Below are 19,648 nucleotides of genomic sequence, written 5' to 3' on the forward strand. Positions count from 1 at the left end.
CGGTGCACTGGTCATTCTCACACCTGTGTCTGGACAGTCCCTCACCGGGTGGCAGATCCCACGTCGGGCGGGTCCGGCTCGTCGTCGAGGTGATGGCCGAGGTGGTGGCGGGCGAAGGCCAGGCACTGGCGCAGGGTCTGCTCCCGCTTCTCGACGTCGCCGCGGGTGCTCACCTCGAGCAGCACGGAGCCCTGCCAGCCGCGGTTGGCCAGCCGTCGCAGCACCTCCGCGCAGGGCTGGTTCCCCTCCCCCGGCGGCAGGTGCTCGTCCTTGGTGGTGTTGCCCGAGCCGTCGGCCAGGTGCAGGTGGCGCAGGCGGTCGCCGAGCCGGTCGATCATCTCCAGGGCGTCGTCCCCGGCGGTCGCGGCGTGCGAGAGGTCCACGGTGACGTGGGCGTAGTCCTCGTCGGTCGGGTCGTGGTCGGGCGCGTAGTTCAGCAGGTCCCGCACGCCCAGCCGCCACGGGTACATGTTCTCCACCGCGATCGCGACGCCGTGCTTCGCCTCCAGCGCCGCGACGCCCTCGACGAAGTTCCGCGCGTAGCGGGCCTGCCAGCGGAACGGCGGGTGGGCGACCACGGTGTCCACGCCCAGCTCCTTGGCGATCTCGACGGTGCGCTCGATCTTCACCCAGGCGTCGGTGCCCCACAGGCCCTGCAGCAGGAACAGGGTGGGGGCGTGGAGGGAGAGGATCGGCTGCTCGTAGCGCTCGGAGTACTCGCGCAGCAGCTCGGGGTCCTGGCTGTCCTTGGGATAGGAGACCATCACCTCGACGCCGTCGTAGCCGATCTTCCGGGCCAGCCGGAAGGCCTCCTCGACGCCGGCGGGGAACACGGAGGACGTGGACAGCCCCACCGGGATCCGCCGCTGCGGGGACTGCTCGCTGCGCGGGTCGCCGGCCGACAGCCGCTTGGCGAGGGCCTCGCGCGCGGAGCGCTGGGCGCTCGGCGGACGCGTGTAGGGCTTCCGCGCAACGGTCTTCGGCGCGCTCGTCCGATGACGGTCACGGCGTAGGCTCACGGCATCTCCTCGGGACGGATTCGGCCTCGTCAGTATGCAACAGCGTGCGCCCCTAGACTCTGCGGCATGCCTGTCCGTGATCTCACCGCCGCCGACTTCCGCGCCTACCGGACCATGAGCTCGGGCGCCTTCGGGGGCGCCTTCGACCCCGCCGCGCCCCAGACGCCGCAGGACTTCTCCCCGGGCGAGACCGCGATCGGCATCGACTCCTCCGCGCTGCCGGGCGGGGTGGCCGGTGTGATCGCCGCCGGCGCCCGGATCCGCCATGACCGGATCGCCCTCGGCGGCGGGATCGCCCGCTGCGGCGGCATCGGCGGGCTGGCCGTGCACCCCGCCCATCGCGGCGACGGACTGTTCGGCGAACTGCTCACCGCCGTGATCGCCCGCTGCGACGCCGAGGGGATGCCGCTGTCGATGCTCTACCCCTCGAACCCGGCGATCTACCGCCGCTTCGGCTACCAGGTCGTCGCGCAGCTGGAGACGCTGCTGGTGCCGCTGGTGGACCTGCAGCGGATCCGGGCCGTCCCCGGCCGCCGCACCGTCCCGGTCACCGAGGCCACCCTGCCGCGGCTGCGGGCGCTGTACCACCGCCTCAGCGCGGGCGAGAACGCGATGCTGCGCCGCGAGGGCCCGCTGTTCCCGCCGGGCCTGCCCGGCGGCGGCTGGTCGGCGCTGCTGCTCACCGACGAGGACGGCACCGACCGCGGCTACCTCTCCTGGAGCCGGCGCAGCGGCGAGGCCGACGGCGCGGGCCTCGAGGTGCACGAGATCCTCGCCGCGGACCGCCAGGACCGGCTGGCGCTGCTGCGCTCGCTGGGCTCCTGGTCCACCGTCACCGAGCTGGTCCGCCTGCGGGTGCGCACCGACGATCCGGTGCGCGACGCCCTGCCCGGCGGCGGCACCCGCCCGGTCGCGGAGCCCCTGCCGCTGGTGATGATGCGCGTGATCGACACCGCCGCGACCCTGCAGGCCCGCCGCGCCCCGGCCGGCCTGCACGGCGCCGTGCACCTGGTCGTCGAGGACGGCACCGTGCCCGCCGGCACCTGTCGCGCCGCCGGGGAGTACCTGGTGCGGGCGGCCGACGGGGAGATCACCGCGGTGCCCGCGGACGAGCCCGTCGCCGAAGCGCTCGGCACGGTGCGCCTGGACATCCACGCCGCCTCCCTGCTCCTGGTCGGCGGCCGCACCGTGGCCGATGCCCGTCGGCTCGACCTGCGCGCCACCGCCGACCCGGCGGCGGAGGCCTTCCTCGACGCCCTCCTGGCCGGCCCCCGGCCGAGCGTGCTGGACGCCTTCTGATGGCCAAGCTGCACTTCAAGTACGGAGCGATGAACTCCGGGAAGTCCGACACCCTGATCAAGACCGCCTTCAACTACGACGAGCGGGGCCTGGCCACGCTCGTGGTGAAGCCGGCCCTGGACACCAAGGGCGAGGACTGGGTGGTGGCGCGCGGCGGAGCCCGGCGGCGGGTCGACGTGCTGGCCCATGACGGGGAGGACCTGCGCGCCCGGGTGCAGCGCACGGCCGACGAGCGCGGGCTGCGCCCGCTGCACTGCGTGCTGGTCGACGAGGCGCAGTTCCTGCAGGGGGCACAGATCGACCAGCTGTTCCGGACCGCCAAGAGCGACGGCATCTCGGTGATCTGCTACGGGCTGCGGACCGACTTCCGCACCGCGATGTTCCCGGGCTCGGTGCGCCTGTTCGAGGTGGCCGACAACGTCGAGAAGCTGCCGACGATGTGCCGCTGCGGATCCCAGGCCGAGTTCAACTGCCGCCGCCTCGGGGACCGGTACGTGTTCGAGGGCGAGCAGGTCGCGATCGACGCGGCCGAGGTCGCCTACGTCTCGCTGTGCGGCGCCTGCTTCATGAGCGAACAGCAGCGCGCCGGCGTCAGCGTGCTGGGCTGACACCGGCGCGCCGGGTCGATCAGGCTCCCTGACGGAGCCGCCTGTTCAGGAGCTGAGCGGCTTGTCGTCGCCGACCTGGGCGTCGCCGCCCGCGCTCGGGCTGTCCGAGGAGGACGGGGCCGCGCCCTGGTCGTCGCTGTCGCCGCCGCCGAGGCGCTCCTTGGCGCTGTCCGCGGCGCCGCTCACCGAGCCCTTGACGCTCGAGGCGACCTCGGGGGCCTTCTCCTTGACGGTGGAGGCGGTGTCCTGCGCGACCCGGGTCGCGGTCTCCTTGGCCTGCGCGGCGCGGCGCTGGACCTCGGGATCGTCGGCGACCTGTCGGGCGGTGCGCTCGAGGGACTCGTAGGGACCGCGGCCGGCGCGGGAGCCGATCACGAAGCCGATTCCGAGTCCGGCCAGGAAAATGAACTTCTTCATCAGTGCCTCCAGGATCGTCGGGTGGTGCTGGCATCGTGCCACAGGCCGGGCCCCGCACGGAGCCTGAGCCGACCGAGCGGTTCAGACCGTGCCGCGAGGACCTACGATCGAGGCAGGGGCGAGGACGCCCCACCGACCGTTCCCACCGTCCCCGCACGGTGAGCGAGGAGAAGACTTCGTTGTCCGCGCCATCTTCGACCACCTCCTTCCCGAGCGAGCTCCCGGGCACCTCCCTGACCGTCGAGGACGTCTCCGCCCAGGTGCGCACCTGGGTCGAGGACGCCGCCACCAGGCCGGTGCCGGGTCCCGCCAGACTGCTGTCCGACCTGCTGCGCGACCCCCAGGGCCTGGCCTTCACGCTGGGCTTCGTGGACCGGGTGATCCGGACGGAGGATCCCCGGGCCGCGGCGGTCGAGCTGCGCCGGCTCGCGCAGCACCCGCCGGCCTTCCTGCCGCCGGCGCTGCGCCGGGTGGTGGGCCTCGGCGCGGTCGCCTCGAAGGCCGCCCCGTCCCTGGTGGTGCCCACCGCCCAGGCGGTGATGCGCAGGATGGTCTCCCACCTCATCCTCGACGCGCGCCCGCAGCCGCTGGCGGAGTCGATCCGGCGGATCACCGTCGACGGCACCGCGATGAACATCAACCTGCTCGGGGAGGCCGTGCTCGGCGCCCAGGAGGCGTCCCGCCGGCTGCAGGGCGTGCGCGAGCTGGTCGAACGGCCCGACGTCGACTACGTCTCGATCAAGATCTCCTCGATCGTCGACCACCTCCCGCTGTGGGCCGCCGCCGAGACCGTCGACCACATCGTCGAGACCCTGCTGCCGCTCTACCTGCTCGCCGCCCGCGCCGACCGGCCCACCTTCCTGAACATGGACATGGAGGAGTACCGGGACCTCGAGCTGACCCTGCAGGTCTTCGAGAAGCTGCTGGACCGTCCCGAGCTCGCGCAGCTGCACGCGGGCATCGTGCTGCAGGCGTACCTGCCCGACGCCCCCTCGGCGATGGCCCGGCTGCGCCGCTTCGCCGAGCGCCGCGTCGCCGCCGGCGGCGCCCCGATCAAGGTGCGCCTGGTCAAGGGCGCGAACCTGGCGATGGAGGCGGTCGACGCCGCGGTCCACGGCTGGCCGCGGGCGACGCTGCCCAGCAAGGAGGAGACCGACGCCCAGTACAAGCGGATGCTGCTGGAGGCCCTGCACCCGGACCGCCTGGAGACGGTCCATCTCGGGGTGGCCGGCCACAACCTCTTCGACATCGCCTTCGCGCACCTGCTGATGCGCGAGCGGGGCATCGCCGCTGGCCCCGGGCACGGCGTGGAGTTCGAGATGCTCGCCGGGATGGCGCCCGGCCAGCAGGCCGTGGTGCGGGAGGCGACCGGCACCATGCGGCTGTACGTCCCGGTCGTCCATCCCCGCCACTTCGACGTGGCCGTCTCCTACCTGGTGCGCCGGCTCGAGGAGAACGCCTCCTCCGAGAACTTCCTCTCCGCCGCCTTCGAGCTCGAGGCCGATCCCGGGCTCTTCGACCGCGAGGAGCAGCGCTTCGCCCGCGCCCTGGTCCGCGCGCTCGCCGAGACCTCCCCGCCCACCCACCGCGACCAGGACCGCGCCGCCGAGGCCCGCGACGCCCGCGGCCCGGTGCCGCTGGGCAGCCCCGCGCTGCCCGCGGTGCCGGGCGCCTTCCGCAACACCCCCGACACCGACCTGTCCACGCCCGCCAACCAGGACTGGGCCGCGCAGATCACCCACCGGATCCGCGGCTCCGTGCTCGGCGAGGACGAGGTCCGCGCCGCCCGGCTCGAGACCGTCGAGGCCGTGGACGAGGCCGTCGCCCGCGCGCTGACGGCGCAGCCCGCCTGGGCGGGACTGCCGGTCGAGAAGCGCGCCCTGATCCTGCGCCGCGTGGCCGGGACGCTCGCCGCCCATCGCGCCGAGCTGCTCGAGGTGATGGCCGCCGAGACCGGCAAGACGCTCGAGCAGGGCGACCCGGAGGTCAGCGAGGCGATCGACTTCGCCCTCTACTACGCCGAGCAGGCCGAGCGCCTGGCCGCCCAGGGGGACGTGGCCTTCACCCCGCGGCCGCTGACGCTGGTGACCCCGCCGTGGAACTTCCCGGTCGCGATCCCCACCGGCGGCGCCCTGGCCGCCCTGGTCACCGGCAGCGCCGTGATCATGAAGCCCGCCCCGCAGGCGCGGCGCTGCGGGGCCCTGGTCGGCCGCCTGCTGCACCAGGCCGGGGTGCCCGAGGGCGTGTTCACGCTGGTCGACGTGCCGGAGAACGAGGTGGGCCGCTCCCTGATCGCCGAGGCCCGCATCGACCAGCTGATCCTCACCGGCGCCTCCGAGACCGCCTCCCGCTTCGCCTCCTGGCGGCCGGAGCTGCGGATCCTCGCCGAGACCAGCGGCAAGAACGCGATCATCGTGACCCCGCAGGCCGATCTGGACCTCGCCGCCCGCGACGTCGCCGCGAGCGCCTTCGGGCACGCCGGGCAGAAGTGCTCGGCGGCCTCGCTGGTGATCACCGTCGGCTCGGTCTCCCGCTCCCGGCGCTTCTCCACCCAGCTCGCCGACGCCGTGCTCAGCCTCCAGGTGGGGCCGCCGACGGATCCCACCGCCCAGATGGGTCCGGTGATCGAGCCTCCCGGCGAGAAGCTCCGCTCGGGCCTGACGGAGCTGGGCGACGGGGAGTCCTGGCTCGCCCGGCCCCGGCAGCTCGACGAGGACGGGACGCTGTTCTCCCCCGGCGTCCGCACCGGCGTCGAGGAGGGCTCGCCCTTCCACCTCACCGAGTACTTCGGTCCGGTGCTCGGGGTGATGCACGCCGACACCCTCGAGGACGCGGTGCGGATCCAGAACGGCACCGCCTACGGGCTCACGGCCGGTCTGCACTCCCTGGAGCCCGCCGAGATCGCCTGGTGGACCGAGCACGTCCAGGCGGGGAACCTCTACGTCAACCGCGGCACCACCGGCGCAGTCGTCGAGCGCCAGCCCTTCGGCGGCTGGAAGGGATCGGCGATCGGCCAGACCGCGAAGGCGGGCGGACCGAACTACCTGGTGCACCTGATGGATGCGGCCGACGCCCCCGGCGTGCCCGACGCGCAGGCCGATGGGGAGGCCTGGCTCGAGGCCGCGCGCTGCAGCGACCGCGAGCACTGGGCCTCCACCTTCGCGCCACGGGACGTGCAGGACGTGCACGGCGAGATCAACATCCTGCGCCACCTGCCGCTGGCCGTGATGATCCGCGCCGCCGCCGGCACCACCGGCCCGCAGCTCGAGCGGGTGCTGCACGCCGCCGCGACCGTCGGCGCCGAGGTGGAGCTGTCGCTGGCCGAGCCGTCCCTCGCGGGGGCCGCCCGCGCGTCCGGTCTCGACGAGCAGCGGATGCGCATCGAGCCGGCCGAGGCCTTCGCGGGCCGGGTCGGTGAGCTCTCGGTCTCCCGCATCCGGCTGCTCGGATCGGCCGATCCCGCGCTGCGCGCCGCGATCGCCCGCCGCGTCGACGTGGCCCTGTTCACCGGGGCCGTGGTCGCCAGCGGCCGCGTCGAGCTGCTGCCCTTCCTGCACGAGCAGGCGATCAGCGCCACGGACCACCGCTACGGCAACCCGCTGCCCGATCCCGTGGACCTCACCGGTGGCCGGGGCTGGTTCCGCGGCCGCGCCTGAGCGAGCGCGCCCGCGGCTGAGCGGCCGCAGGGGCACAGCATTGCGCGCTGAGGACCCGTCGTCGACGCGACATCGGTCCTCAGCGCGCAATCCCATGGCCGACCGGGGGGCGAAGCCCCTGCGGCGCGAGGCTCAGGCGGTGGGGGTCCCCACCCGGGCGCCCTCGGGCACCTCGCCGCCCTCGGCGCCGAGCACCGCCTGGCCCACCACGGTCACGTCCGCGCCGAAGGTCCAGCTGCCCTGCACGTCGAGGCTGCCGGCCTCCTTGAGCGAGGGCACGCCGTGCGGGAAGCGCGGCTCGAAGTCCTGGATCAGCTTGTAGGAGTCCGCGTCGAGGGACACCGCCGGCGCCGGGTCGACCTGCTGGACCAGGGCCGCCCGCTCGTCGAGGTCGTAGACGTCCGAGCGCACCAGCAGCAGGTCGCTGGTGGACTTCACGGGCAGGAAGCGGTCGCGGCCCACCACCAGGGCGGTCGCCCCGTCGAACACCTCGATGGCCGCGCCCATGGCCGACTCGATCTGGTACACGGGCGGGGAGGTCTTGTCGGCCGGGTCGACGGTCTTCTCGTTGCGGATCAGGGGCAGGCCCATGATGCCGTCGCGCTCCTTCAGCACCGCTGCCATTTGCTCGAGGTCGAACCAGAGGTTGTTGGTGTGGAAGAAGGGGTGGCGGTGCTCGTCGGTGAAGAAATCCATCTCCTCCGGCGGGGTCTGCGCGGTGTCGCGCAGGATCAGCCGGCCGTCGGACTTGCGCACCGCGAGGTGGCCGCCCTTGCGGTCGGCCGGGGTGCGGCGGCACAGCTCGGCGGCGTAGGGGGCGCCGGTGGACGCGAACCAGGCGGCGATCACGGGGCTGGGCACGGTGCCGAGGTTGTCGGAGTTGGACACCGAGGCGTACTTGAAGCCGGCCGCGAGCAGCTGCTCGAGCAGCCCGGAGGTCTGCAGGGCGGTGTAGATGTCGCCGTGGCCGGGCGGGCACCATTCCAGGTCGGGGTCCGCGGGCCACGTCACCGGGGTGAGGTCGTCGGCGCGGAGCTTGGGCTCCTTGTTCTGCAGGAAGTCCAGCGGCAGGTCGCCGACCCGCAGGTCCGGGTACTTCTCCAGGGCTGCCAGGGTGTCCGCGCGGGTGCGGAAGGAGTTCATGAAGATCAGCGGCAGGCGGGAGCCGGTGCCGCGGCGGGCGGCGAGCACCTGCTCGACGATGATGTCCAGGAAGCTCTTGCCGTCGCGCACCGGCAGCAGCGACTTGGCCTGGTCCAGGCCCATCGAGGTGCCGAGGCCCCCGTTGAGGTTGATGACCGCCAGCTGGTCGAAGACCTGCTTGGCGTGGCCGACGTCGATCCGCACGTCCTCCAGCTTCGGCGGGTCCAGGTACGGCTCGATCGTGTCCTCGGGGATGGTCCCGGTCACGCCCTCCTCGAGCTGACCGTAGTAATGGGTGAAGACGTCGATCGCGGTCTGCGCGACCCCGGCGTCGGCCATCTTCTGCTGCGCTGCGGCGAGTCCTTCGTTGCTCATGCGCCTTAGCGTATCGGTGGCCGAGGAGCCCGCCTCCCGGCGGCGGGGCCCCGGCTCCCGCTCCCCTAGAATCGACTCCCATGAGCACAGTCCTGTCCGCGGTCGCCTGGCCGTACGCCAATGGTCCCCGCCACATCGGCCATGTCGCCGGCTTCGGCGTCCCCTCCGACGTCTTCTCCCGCTACATGCGGATGGCCGGCCACGACGTGCTCATGGTCTCCGGCACCGACGAGCACGGCACCCCGATCCTGGTCGAGGCCGACAAGGCCGGCGTGAGCGCCCGTGAGCTCGCCGACCGCAACAACCGCCTCATCGTCGAGGACCTGGTGGCGCTCGGGCTGTCCTACGACCTCTTCACCCGCACTACCACCCGCAACCACTACCAGGTGGTGCAGGACATGTTCGTGACGGTGCGCGAGAACGGGTACATGATCGAGCAGACCACCTCGGGCGCGATCTCCCCCTCCACCGGGCGCACCCTCCCGGACCGCTACATCGAGGGCACCTGCCCGATCTGCGGCGCCGGCGGCGCCCGCGGCGACCAGTGCGACAACTGCGGCAACCAGCTGGACCCCACCGACCTCATCGACCCCGTCTCCCGCATCAACGGCGAGACCCCGGAGTTCATCGAGACCTCCCACTGGTTCCTGGACCTGCCGGCGCTGGCCGGCGAGCTGGGGCGCTGGCTCGACGACCGCGAGGGCACGGGGCTGTGGCGCCCGAACGTGATCCGCTTCAGCCAGAACATCCTCGAGGACATCAGGCCGCGCGCGATGACCCGGGACATCGACTGGGGCATCCCGGTGCCGGGCTGGGAGGACCAGCCCAACAAGCGGCTCTACGTCTGGTTCGACGCGGTCATCGGCTACCTCTCCGCCTCCATCGAGTGGGCGCGCCGCTCCGGGGACCCCGAGGCGTGGCGGAAGTGGTGGAACGATCCCGAGGCCCTGGGCTACTACTTCATGGGCAAGGACAACATCGTCTTCCACTCCCAGATCTGGCCGGCCGAGATGATCGCCCACAACGGGAAGGGCGACAAGGGCGGCGAGCCCGGGCGGTTCGGCGAGCTGAACCTGCCCACCGAGGTGGTCTCCAGCGAGTTCCTCACCATGGAGGGCAAGAAGTTCTCGTCCTCCAAGCGGGTGGTCATCTACGTGCGCGACATGCTCGAGCGGTACCAGCCCGATGCGCTGCGCTACTACATCTCCGCCGCCGGCCCCGAGAACCAGGACTCGGACTTCACCTGGGCCGACTTCGTCTCGCGCACCAACAACGAGCTGGTGGCCGGCTGGGGCAACCTGGTCAACCGCACCGCCGCGATGATCGCGAAGAATGTCGGGGAGATCCCGGCCGCCGGAGAGCTCGAGGAGATCGACGAGCAGCTGCTGGGCGCGATCCGGGAGGGCTTCACGAGCGTCGGCGCGCTCATCGAGGGTCACCGTCAGCGCGCCGCGATCGCCGAGATCATGCACCTGGTGGGCGAGGCGAACGCCTACGTCTCCCGCACCGAGCCGTTCAAGCTGAAGGCGCCCGAGCAGCGAGAGCGCCTGCTGACGGTGCTGCACGTGCTGGCCCAGGCCGTCACCGACCTCAACACCATGCTGGCGCCGTTCCTGCCGCAGTCGGTCAACGCGGTCGAGAAGGCGCTGGGCGGTGACCGCGTGATCGCCCCGATGCCCCGCATCGACGAGGTCGAGGACCTCGATGGCGGCCCCGGCTACCCGATCATCACCGGTGACTACACCGCGGTGCCCGCCTGGGCGCACCACCCGGTCGCGGTCGGCCAGAAGGTCGTCAAGCCCACCCCGATCTTCCAGAAGCTCGACCCGTCGGTGGCCGAGGAGGAGCTTGAGCGCCTGCAGGCCGACGCCGAGTGAGCGGGCGTAAGTGAACGGCGAGTAATACACGCAGGCCACGGCCGGTATACCGTGTCGGCACTCACGTTCCCGACTCGGAGGCGTCCTTCCCATGTCCTCAGCCGAACGGTCCCCTGACACCACCGCGCCGCACGCCCAGCACCTGAACCCGAAGGTCGTCGTCATCAGCGTCGCCGCCGCGATCGGCGGCTTCCTGTTCGGCTTCGACACCTCCGTGATCAACGGCGCGGTCGGCGCGCTGTCCGACGAGTTCTCCCTCGGCGCGGGGCTGACCGGCTTCGCCGTCTCCTCCGCGCTGCTCGGCTGCGCCGTCGGCGCCTGGTTCGCCGGCGCCCTGTCCAACCGCTACGGCCGCATCCCGGTGATGGTCATCGCCGCGATCCTCTTCTTCATCTCCGCGGTCGGCTCGGGCCTGGCCTTCGGGGTGTGGGACCTGATCCTCTGGCGCATCGTCGGCGGTCTCGGCGTCGGCGCCGCGAGCGTCATCGCGCCCGCCTACATCGCCGAGGTGGCCCCGGCCCGCTATCGGGGCCGTCTGGGCTCCCTCCAGCAGCTCGCGATCGTGCTGGGCATCTTCGCGGCCCTGCTCTCCAACGCCGTGCTGGCGAACTCCGCCGGGGGTTCCGCCGAGTCCCTCTGGTTCGGGATCGACGCCTGGCGGTGGATGTTCATGATCGAGGCGATCCCCGCGGCGGTCTACGGGATCATGGCGCTGTTCCTCCCGGAGTCCCCGCGCTACCTGATCGGCAAGGGGGACCGCGACCGGGCCTCGAAGGTGCTGTACGACTTCACCGGCGAGCTCGACGTCAACCTCAAGATCCAGCAGATCGAGCGCTCCCTGGAGCGCGAGCAGAAGGAGAGCTTCCGGGACCTGCTGGGCGGCCGCTTCGCTCTCAAGCCGATCGTGTGGATCGGCATCCTGCTCTCGCTCTTCCAGCAGCTGGTCGGCATCAACGTCATCTTCTACTACTCGACCACGCTCTGGCAGTCCGTCGGCTTCGACGAGTCCCAGGCGCTGCTGACCAGCACCATCACCTCGGTGCTTAACATCGTCGCGACGATCATCGCGATCGTGCTGGTGGACCGGGTCGGCCGACGCATCATGCTGCTGGTCGGCTCGGCCGGCATGACCGTGTCGCTCGGCCTGATGGCGCTCGCCTTCTCCTTCGGCGAGATCGCGCCGGGCGCGGAGACGGTCACGCTCCCGGATCCATGGTCGACGGTCGCGCTGATCGGCGCCAACGCCTTCGTGATGTTCTTCGGCACCACCTGGGGCCCGCTGGTGTGGGTGCTGCTGGGCGAGATCTTCCCCAACCGCCTGCGCGCCTCGGCCCTGGCCGTCGCGGCCGCCGCGCAGTGGGTCACCAACTGGGCGGTCTCGGCGACCTTCCCGGCGCTCGCGGACGTGGGTCTGAGCTTCGCCTACGGCCTGTACGCGGCGTTCGCGCTGCTGAGCTTCGTGTTCGTGTTCCTGCGGATCCCCGAGACCAAGGACCGCGAGCTCGAGGACATGGACTCCCTGCAGCTGGGCCGACGCCGCAGCCCCGCGGCGAAGGACTGACCGCGCCGCGGCGATCAGCCGTCGGCCTGGACGAGTCCGCCCAGGTCGTGGACCCGCAGCGTCACCGCCTGCTCGCAGCCGGCGGCCGCCCCGCCCTCCCGCAGGACGGCGGGGATGAACTCCTCCGGTGCGGGGTGGCCGCTCACGTGCTCGAGATAGGCCTGATGGGCGCGCAGCGAGGCGACGGCCGCGCGCACGTGATCGGCCTGCACCGCCTTGGCGTGGGTCGGCGCGGGGTGCCCGGCCACCAGCAGCGCCCGGGCCTGCCAGGGGGCGAGGCCCTCCTGCTCGAGCAGCTCGCGGAACACCCAGGGGTTCGCGGCGTCGCGGGTGCCGTCGACCGCCGCCAGACCCGCGGCCCGATGATCGGCCTGGTTCAGGCCCCCGTAGGCCTCGAGGTCGAAGTTCGTCGTCAGCACCAGGTCCGGGCGCACCTGGCGCACCGCGCGGGCCACGTCGCGGCGCAGGGCGAGGGTGGCCTCCAGCATGCCGTCGGGATGCGGGAGGATCCGCAGGTCCTGGACGCCGACGGCCGCGCAGGCGCGGCGCTGCTCGGCCTCGCGCAGCGGCCCCACCACCTCGGGCGCCTCGGCCATGCCCGCCTCCCCGCCCGTCAGCAGCAGGTAGGTCACCGTGACGCCCGCGGCGGACCAGGCGGCGACGGCGGCGGAGGTCCCGTACTCCATGTCGTCGGGATGGGCGACGATGCACAGCACCCGTTCGAGGCCGGCCTCGGGAAGGCTCGGCAGCGGGGCGGGATCGGTGGGCATCGGCGCTCCTGGGTCGGTCGGTCGGACGGCGTGCCCACCGTATCCATCGTGCAGCGGCGACGGTAGCGTGCTGTCCATGCGAATCCTGCTCATCGGCGGCACCGGCAACATCAGCTCCTACGTCACCCGGCTCGCGCTCGAGCGCGGGCACGAGGTCACCGTCCTGAACCGGGGGCGCAGCCCGGTGCCCGAGGGTGCGCGCAGCCTGGTCGGCGACGCCGGGGATCGGGCCTCCCTGGAGGCGGCCGTCGGGGACGAGACCTTCGATGTGGTCGCCAACTTCCGGGCCTTCAGCCCGCAGCAGGCGGCCGACGACATCCGGATCTTCACCGGCCGCACCGCGCAGTACCTCTACATCTCCAGCGCCTCCGCATACCAGAAGCCGATCGCCCAGCTGCCGATCGTGGAGTCCACCCCGCTGCGCAACCCCTTCTGGCAGTACTCCCGCGACAAGATCGCCAGCGAGGACCTGCTGGTCGCCGCGTACCGGGAGACGGGCTTCCCGATGACGATCGTGCGGCCCAGCCACACCTACGGTCCCTCGCTGATCCCGCTGGACGGCGGATGGACCGTCCTGCAGCGCATCCTGGACGGGCGACCGATCGTGGTGCACGGCGACGGCACCAGCTGGTGGACCCTCACCCACTCGCGGGACTTCGCCCGCGCCTTCGTGGGCCTGTTCGGCAACCCCCACGCCGTGGGCCAGGCGCTGCACATCACCAGTGACGAGTCCCTGACCTGGGACCAGATCGCGCAGGTGATGGCGCAGGCCCTGGGGCGGGAGGCGCAGATCGTGCACGTGAGCTCCGAGGCGATCGCGCGGGAGCTGCCGTCGATCGGCCCCGGCCTGGTCGGGGACAAGGCGCATTCGGTGCTGTTCGACAACACCCGGATCAAGCAGCTGGTGCCGGGCTGGGAGGCCACCACGCCCTTCTCCGAGGGAGCCCGCGAGATCGTCGACTGGTACCTGGCCGAGACGTCCCGCCAGGTGGTCGACGCCGAGTTCGACGCCGGGCTGGACCGGCTCGTCGAGCGCTACGGCGCCTGATCCGCTCAGGCGGGCACCGGTGCCCGCCGGGGCGCCGCCGAGCCGTCCAGCAGCGGCAGCAGCGTCCGCACCGCGGCGCCGCCGGCGCGGTTGGCGCCGATGGTGGAGGCGCTGGGGCCGTAGCCGAGCAGATGGATCCGCGGATCCTGCGCCGCGGCGGTGCCGTCGATGCGGATGCCGCCGTGCTCGGTGCGCAGCTGCAGCGGCCGCAGGTGCCGCAGCTCATGGCGGAAGCCGGTGGCCCAGAGGATCGCGTCGAGCTCGGTGGCGCTGCCGTCGGCCTCGATGACGCCGCTCGCGGTGAGCCGCTCGAACATGGGCCGGCGCTGCAGCACGCCGCGCCGCTGCGCCTCCCGCAGTGCGGGCGTCCAGACCAGACCGGTCGCGGAGACGACGCTGCGCACCGGCAGGCCCCGGCTGACCCGGTCGATGACGCCGGCGACGGCCTGGCGGCCCCGCTCCGGGCTGAACGGACGGTCCTCGAGGACCGGCTCCCGGCGGGTGTACCAGAAGGTCTCCCCCACCTCGGCGATCTCCTGCAGGAAGCCGAGCGCGCTGATGCCGCCGCCGACGATGCCCACCCGCTGCCCGGCGAAGTCCTCGGCGCGCGTGTAGTCCACGGTGTGCAGCTGCCGGCCGCGGAAGTCCGCGGCGCCCGGGTAGGCAGGAATGAAGGGCCGGGTCCAGGTGCCGGTCGCGTTCAGCACCGCGCGGGTGCGGATGGGCGGGCGGGGCGTGCCGTCCGGGCCGACGGAGTGCACCAGCAGCGGCGGCCACAGGCTCTCCTGCTCCGGCGCGGGGCCCGCGGCAGGGTCGTCCTCGACCCGCACCACCCGCACCGGCCGCTCGATCGGCACCTCGAAGCGGTCCTCGAAGTCGGCGAAGTAGGCGGGCACCGCCTCGCGGGCGGGCTCCGCGGGGGCCGCCTCGACCTCGGGCATGCCGGGCAGCTCGCGGATGCCGTTGACGGTGGCCATGGTCAGGCTCTCCCAGCGGTGGCGCCAGGCGCCGCCCGGGCCGTCCTCCGCATCGAGCACCAGGAGGCTCAGCTCCCCCGGCCGGGCCCGTGCGAGCGGACGCACCCCGCGGCGCAGCAGATGGAAGGTGGCGGAGAGCCCTGCCTGGCCGGCACCGATCACCACCACGTCAGCGGTGCGCACAGAGGTCTCCATACCGGGTCGAACCCGCCCGGGCCGCGCGCTGTTCCCGGGCGCGACGGGCATCACCCCCGCTGCGCGCCGACCGCCTCCCTATGGTGGACGGCCGCGAGCCCCCGCTCGAGGTCCTCGACGAGGTCCTCGAGGTCCTCGAGGCCGACGCTGAGGCGCACGGTGCCGGGGCGGACCCCGCAGGCCCGGCGCTGGGTCTCGGTGAGATGGGAATGGGTGGTCGAGCCGGGATGGCAGACCAGGGAGCGGGCATCGCCCAGGTTCACCGCGAGCGTCCACAGCTGCAGGGCGTCGCAGAACGCCGCCGCGGCCTCCTCCCCGCCGACCAGGTCGATCGAGAACACCCCGGAGGTGCCGTGGGGGAAGTGGCGATCGGCCAGATGCGCGTCGGGCCGGCCGGGGATGGCGGGGTGGTGGACGGCCGCCACCCCGGGCAGGCCGTGGAGTCGCGAGGCCAGCATCGCGGCGTCGGCGCTGATCTTGCGCATCCGCAGGTCGAGGGTCTCGATGCCCACCAGGATCTGCTGGGCGCTCGCGGCGGGGAGGGTGGCGCCGAAGTCGGTGACGTACTTGGCGCGGGCGAAGGCCAGCAGCCCGGAGGCGCCGCGCTCGTACTCGGTGGCGAAGGTGACGCCGAAGCGGCGGCTCGGCGCGGTCAGCCGCGGCCAGCGCTCGGGATGCCGCCGCGGATCGAAGGCGCCGGTGTCGACGATGAGGCCGGCGATGGTGGTGCCGTGGCCGCAGAGGTACTTGGTGGCCGAATGGACCACCAGATCCGCGCCGTGCTCACCGGGGCGGAACAGGGCGGGACTGGCGAGCGTGGAGTCGACCACGACGGGCACGCCGCGGGCATGGGCGATGGCGCTGATGGCGTCGAGGTCCACCAGCTGGGCGCCCGGGTTCGCGATCGATTCGACCACCACCGCGCGGGTCTCCGCCGTGATGGCGGCCTCCCAGGCACCGAGGTCCCAGGGGTCCACCACCGAGCAGGTCACCCCGAAGTCGGCGAGGGTGTCGTCGAGGAACTCGGTGGTGCCGCCGTACAGCAGCGAGGAGGCCACCACGTGGCCACCGGGCGCGGCCAGCGCGCACAGGGCGATGCTGGTCGCCGCCTGACCGGAGGCGACCGCGATCGCCCCGATCCCGCCCTCGAGCGCGGTGATCCGCTGCTCGAGCACGGCGGTGGTGGGATTGCCGGAGCGGGAGTAGGCGAAGCCGTCGCTGCGGCGCTCGAACAGCGACTTGAGCGAGGCGTGGTCGCGGTGGGCGAAGGCGCTCGAGGCGTGGATGGGCGGGGTCACCGAGCGGTGGACGTCCCCGCCGCTCCAGCCCGCATGGATCGCCGCTGTGCTCATTCCCGCCTCCTCCGATGGCCGATTCCCGCTCGGGTCCATCGTGGGCGCGGGCGCAGCGCCGAGGCGAGGTCTGTGACGGAGTGTGGCGGCTCAGGCCGGGGTGCCGTCGGCCCGCCACACCCCGGAGCTGCCGCGGCGATGGGAGCCCAGCAGGTGGGTGTCGACCACGCCGAGCGCCTCCATCAGCGCGAACATCGTGGTGGGGCCCACGAAGCGGAAGCCGCGCCGCTTGAGCTCCCGGGCCAGGGCGATCGACTCGCCGCTGGTGGTGGGGACTTCGGCGGCGGTCCTGGGCAGCGGGGTGCGCTCGGGGCGGTAGGACCAGACCAGGTCCGCGAGCGTGGCTCCGGGGCCCAGGTCCGCGCGGGCGCCGAGCTGCGCCGTCCCGCGCAGGGCGATGGTGGCGCGGGCGTTGGCGATGGTGGCCTCGATCTTGCCGCGGTGGCGGATGATCCCCTCATCGGCCAGCAGGTGCTGCACGTCGTCCGCGTCGAAGGCGGCCACCCGCTCGACCTCGAAGCCGGCGAAGGCGCGCCGGAACCCCTCGCGGCGACGCAGGATCGTCGCCCAGCTCAGACCGGACTGGAAGCCCTCCAGGGCCAGGCGCTCGAACACCCCGCGCTCGTCGCGCACCGGCAGGCCCCACTCGGTGTCGTAGTACACGCGCAGGTCGTCATGGACCGAGGCCCAGCGCGGCCGTGCCAGCCCGTCGGGGCCGACGACGAGATCACTCATCGCCCCGCACCGCCCTCAGTCGTCGATCGCACCGACGGGCTCGCGCTTCTCGGCCTGGAACTCGTCCTCCACGCGGCCCAGCGCCCAGTAGGCCGAGATCGAGATCTGCTCGCGGGGGATGCCGGCGTCCTTGACCAGCACCCTCCGCAGCTGCTTGGTCAGCCCGCGCTCGGCGTGGCAGAACACCTGCAGGCCCTCCACCTCGGCGAGGTCGAGGGCGGCGACGGTCTCCAGCAGCTGCTCGCGCGGGCCGATCACCCAGTGCAGCTCGACTCCCGCGGGGCGGGTGAGCTCGATGCGGTCCTCCTCGTGGTCGAGGTGGATCAGGGCGAGTCCCTGCGCGGCGGGGTCCATGCTCTCGAGGGAGGCGGCGATGGCGGGCAGCGCGGCGTGGTCGCCGATCAGCAGGTGCGCGGCGCTCTCGGACTGCGGGAGGTAGCCGCCGCCGGCGCCCATCAGGGCGATCAGGTCGCCGGGCTGGGCCGCATCGGCCCAGCGGGAGGCGGCGCCCTCGTTGTCGCCGTGCAGGACGACGTCGATCTCGAGGCTCTGGTCCTGGTCGTTCCAGTGCCGCACGGTGTAGGTGCGGCGCACGGGCATCAGCTCGGGGCTCTCCTCGCGCAGCGCGTCGAGGTCGTACGGAGGGTGCAGGCCGGCGGCGGGGTCGGCGATCAGCAGCTTGACGTAGGCGTCGGTGTGGTGGTTGCGGTTCAGGGCGCTGTACAGCTCACCGCCGAGGGTGATGCGCAGCAGGTGCGGCGAGATGCGCCGCTTGGCCTGCACCTCCAGCACGGCCTGGCGCTTCGGCTTCCGTGCCGGGCGCTCCGTCGGGGTCTCGGCGCGGGTGGTCGGGACGGTCGTGGTGTGCATGCCCGACACATTACGCGACCTGGGCGTTTCGTTAATAGCAGTGGTGGGCGACCTCGCAGGCTGGGAGAGCGCCGCCGTGACCTCTACGCTGGGCCCATGAGCACCCAGCGCAGGACCGAGGCCGATGCCGTCGTCGTGGGCTCCGGCCCGAACGGCCTCGCGGCCGCGGTCACCCTGGCCCGCGCCGGCCTGTCCGTCCAGGTGCTCGAGTCCGAGGACACCATCGGCGGCGGCGCCCGCACGCTGGACCTGGGCCTGGCCCCCGGCATCGTGCACGACATCTGCTCGGCGGTGCATCCGCTCGCCCTCGCCAGCCCCTTCTTCGCCGCCTTCGACGTCCGCGCCCGCGGGGTGCGGGCGATCGCGCCCGAGGCCTCCTTCGCCCAGCCGCTGGACGACCAGCCGGCCGCGATCGCCTGGCACGACGTCGAGCGCACCGCCGCCGGCCTGGGCGCCGACGGTCTGGCCTGGCGGGCCGTGATGGGCACCCTCGCCGCGCACCAGGACCTCATCGTCGAGCTCTCCCTCGGGGACAAGCGCTCGCTCCCGCCGGCCCTGATGACCCCGCGCACCCTGGTCGCGGCCCCGCTGTTCGCGGCGCTGGTGGGCCTGCAGGGCACCCCGGCCTGGGAGCTGCCCTTCCGCACCGAGCGCGCCCGGGCCCTGCTCAGCGGCGTCGCCGCCCATGCCATCGGTCGGATGCCCTCCCTGGCGATGGCGGCCACCTCGGCGCTGCTGGGCACCATCGCCCACGGCGTGGGCTGGCCGATCCCCGTCGGCGGCTCCCAGGCGATCATGGACACCCTGGCCGAGGACCTCCGCGCCCACGGCGGCACCATCCACACCGGGCACCGGGTGCGCACCTGGCGCGACGTGCCGGAGGCCACGGCGGTGCTGCTGGACACCCCGGCCGACGCCGCCGCGGACATCCTCGCCAACCGCCTGCCGCGCTCCCTCGAGCGGCAGCTGCGCCGCTTCCCGCACGGCGACGCCGCCGCCAAGGTCGACTTCGTGCTGTCGGGACCGGTGCCGTGGCGCGACGCGGAGGTGGGCCGCGCCGGCACCCAGCACCTGGCCGGCAACCGCGCGCAGATGGCCGCGAGCGAGGCCGAGGTCGCCGCGGGCCGGGTCCCCGAACACCCGATGACCCTGGTCAGCGACCCCTCCGTGGTGGACCCCGGGCGGATCCAGGGCGGGCTGCGCCCGCTGTGGGCCTACGCGCACGTCCCCGCCGGGGACACCACCGACCCCACCGAGCTGGTCACGGCGCAGATCGAGCGCTTCGCCCCCGGCTTCCGGGACCTGATCGTCGCCTCCCGCGGCATCAGCGCCGCCCGGATGCCGCACCACAATCCCGCCCTGGTGGGCGGGGACATCTCGATGGGCCACGTGACGATGTACTCGATGATCGCCCGGCCCACCGCCCACTGGGACCCGTACCGGCTGGCGGAGACCGGCTGGTACCTGTGCTCGTCGGCGACCCCGCCCGGGCCGGGGGTGCACGGCATGGCCGGCTGGCACGCCGCGCAGCGGGTGCTGCGCCAGGAGTTCGGGGTGCGCGAGATGCCGGACCTCTCCCCCGGCGCCTGAGCCCTCGCCCCCGGCCGCACGGCGGCGACTGACTGCTCACATCGGGACTGCGCCGCGTTGCACCCGTCCCGGGGCCTGCCGCAGGATGGCTCACCGTGATTTCCCCGAACACCCCCGATCCCGCGCTGCAGCCCCCGATCGCCCCGGCCGCGACGG

General features: G+C 73.1%; 15 protein-coding genes. 7 read left to right on the forward strand and 8 right to left on the reverse strand.

What is annotated here, in order from left to right:
- Positions 1-41: 41 nt before the first annotated feature.
- Entirely contained in the window at positions 42-1,019 is a 978-nt protein-coding gene (locus ACOJUI_RS09600) for a sugar phosphate isomerase/epimerase family protein (protein WP_422114745.1), read from the reverse strand.
- Between the two features lie 66 nt (positions 1,020-1,085).
- Between ACOJUI_RS09600 and ACOJUI_RS09605 the strand changes: the two genes are divergently transcribed.
- Complete coding sequence (locus tag ACOJUI_RS09605; RefSeq protein ID WP_422114746.1) at positions 1,086-2,318, forward strand: GNAT family N-acetyltransferase; 1,233 nt, start codon at positions 1,086-1,088, stop codon at positions 2,316-2,318.
- Positions 2,318-2,926, forward strand: a complete 609-nt coding sequence (locus ACOJUI_RS09610) for a thymidine kinase (RefSeq protein ID WP_422114747.1) — start codon at positions 2,318-2,320, stop codon at positions 2,924-2,926. Before ACOJUI_RS09605 ends, ACOJUI_RS09610 begins: the two co-directional genes overlap by 1 nt.
- A gap of 45 nt (positions 2,927-2,971) precedes the next feature.
- Here ACOJUI_RS09610 and ACOJUI_RS09615 read toward each other — a convergent pair whose 3' ends face one another.
- A complete protein-coding gene (locus ACOJUI_RS09615) occupies positions 2,972-3,343 on the reverse strand; it encodes a hypothetical protein (protein ID WP_422114748.1) in 372 nt (123 codons plus the stop codon).
- Between the two features lie 179 nt (positions 3,344-3,522).
- On the opposite strand from ACOJUI_RS09615, the gene ACOJUI_RS09620 reads away from it, so the two are divergent.
- Positions 3,523-6,999: a bifunctional proline dehydrogenase/L-glutamate gamma-semialdehyde dehydrogenase gene (locus tag ACOJUI_RS09620; protein ID WP_422114749.1), complete on the forward strand. Its 3,477-nt coding sequence runs from the start codon at positions 3,523-3,525 to the stop codon at positions 6,997-6,999.
- A 132-nt stretch (positions 7,000-7,131) separates the two neighbouring features.
- Here ACOJUI_RS09620 and ACOJUI_RS09625 read toward each other — a convergent pair whose 3' ends face one another.
- Positions 7,132-8,517: a UTP--glucose-1-phosphate uridylyltransferase gene (locus ACOJUI_RS09625; protein ID WP_422114750.1), complete on the reverse strand. Its 1,386-nt coding sequence runs from the start codon at positions 8,515-8,517 to the stop codon at positions 7,132-7,134.
- Positions 8,518-8,597: 80 nt separating this feature from the next.
- Here ACOJUI_RS09625 and metG point away from each other — a divergent pair, with 80 nt between their 5' ends.
- Entirely contained in the window at positions 8,598-10,394 is a 1,797-nt protein-coding gene (gene metG / locus ACOJUI_RS09630; RefSeq protein WP_422114751.1) for a methionine--tRNA ligase, read from the forward strand.
- 91 nt (positions 10,395-10,485) lie between these two features.
- Positions 10,486-11,955, forward strand: coding sequence for a sugar porter family MFS transporter (locus tag ACOJUI_RS09635; protein ID WP_422114752.1), 1,470 nt, complete (start codon positions 10,486-10,488; stop codon positions 11,953-11,955).
- Between the two features lie 14 nt (positions 11,956-11,969).
- Here ACOJUI_RS09635 and ACOJUI_RS09640 read toward each other — a convergent pair whose 3' ends face one another.
- The gene (locus ACOJUI_RS09640; RefSeq protein ID WP_422114753.1) at positions 11,970-12,725 is read right to left on the reverse strand and encodes a PIG-L deacetylase family protein; all 756 of its coding nucleotides are present in this window, start codon (positions 12,723-12,725) and stop codon (positions 11,970-11,972) included.
- A gap of 76 nt (positions 12,726-12,801) precedes the next feature.
- On the opposite strand from ACOJUI_RS09640, the gene ACOJUI_RS09645 reads away from it, so the two are divergent.
- A complete protein-coding gene (locus tag ACOJUI_RS09645) occupies positions 12,802-13,773 on the forward strand; it encodes an SDR family oxidoreductase (RefSeq protein ID WP_422114754.1) in 972 nt (323 codons plus the stop codon).
- Between the two features lie 5 nt (positions 13,774-13,778).
- On the opposite strand, the gene ACOJUI_RS09650 is transcribed toward ACOJUI_RS09645, so the two are convergent.
- The 4 genes from ACOJUI_RS09650 to ACOJUI_RS09665 all read right to left on the reverse strand — a co-directional run bounded on the left by ACOJUI_RS09650 (position 13,779) and on the right by ACOJUI_RS09665 (position 17,902).
- Entirely contained in the window at positions 13,779-14,945 is a 1,167-nt protein-coding gene (locus ACOJUI_RS09650; protein ID WP_422114755.1) for an FAD-dependent oxidoreductase, read from the reverse strand.
- Between the two features lie 50 nt (positions 14,946-14,995).
- Complete coding sequence (locus tag ACOJUI_RS09655; RefSeq protein ID WP_422114756.1) at positions 14,996-16,297, reverse strand: O-acetylhomoserine aminocarboxypropyltransferase/cysteine synthase family protein; 1,302 nt, start codon at positions 16,295-16,297, stop codon at positions 14,996-14,998.
- Positions 16,298-16,387: 90 nt separating this feature from the next.
- On the reverse strand, positions 16,388-17,032 hold the full coding sequence (locus ACOJUI_RS09660; protein ID WP_422114757.1) for a DNA-3-methyladenine glycosylase I: 645 nt from the start codon (positions 17,030-17,032) through the stop codon (positions 16,388-16,390).
- 15 nt (positions 17,033-17,047) lie between these two features.
- Complete coding sequence (locus ACOJUI_RS09665) at positions 17,048-17,902, reverse strand: siderophore-interacting protein (RefSeq protein WP_422114758.1); 855 nt, start codon at positions 17,900-17,902, stop codon at positions 17,048-17,050.
- Between the two features lie 96 nt (positions 17,903-17,998).
- On the opposite strand from ACOJUI_RS09665, the gene ACOJUI_RS09670 reads away from it, so the two are divergent.
- On the forward strand, positions 17,999-19,492 hold the full coding sequence (locus ACOJUI_RS09670; RefSeq protein WP_422114759.1) for a phytoene desaturase family protein: 1,494 nt from the start codon (positions 17,999-18,001) through the stop codon (positions 19,490-19,492).
- The last annotated feature ends 156 nt before the right edge of the window (positions 19,493-19,648 follow it).

The sequence above is a fragment of the Brachybacterium sp. UNK5269 genome (assembly GCF_049266655.1).
In the GTDB taxonomy this organism is placed as follows: Bacteria; Actinomycetota; Actinomycetes; order Actinomycetales; family Dermabacteraceae; genus Brachybacterium.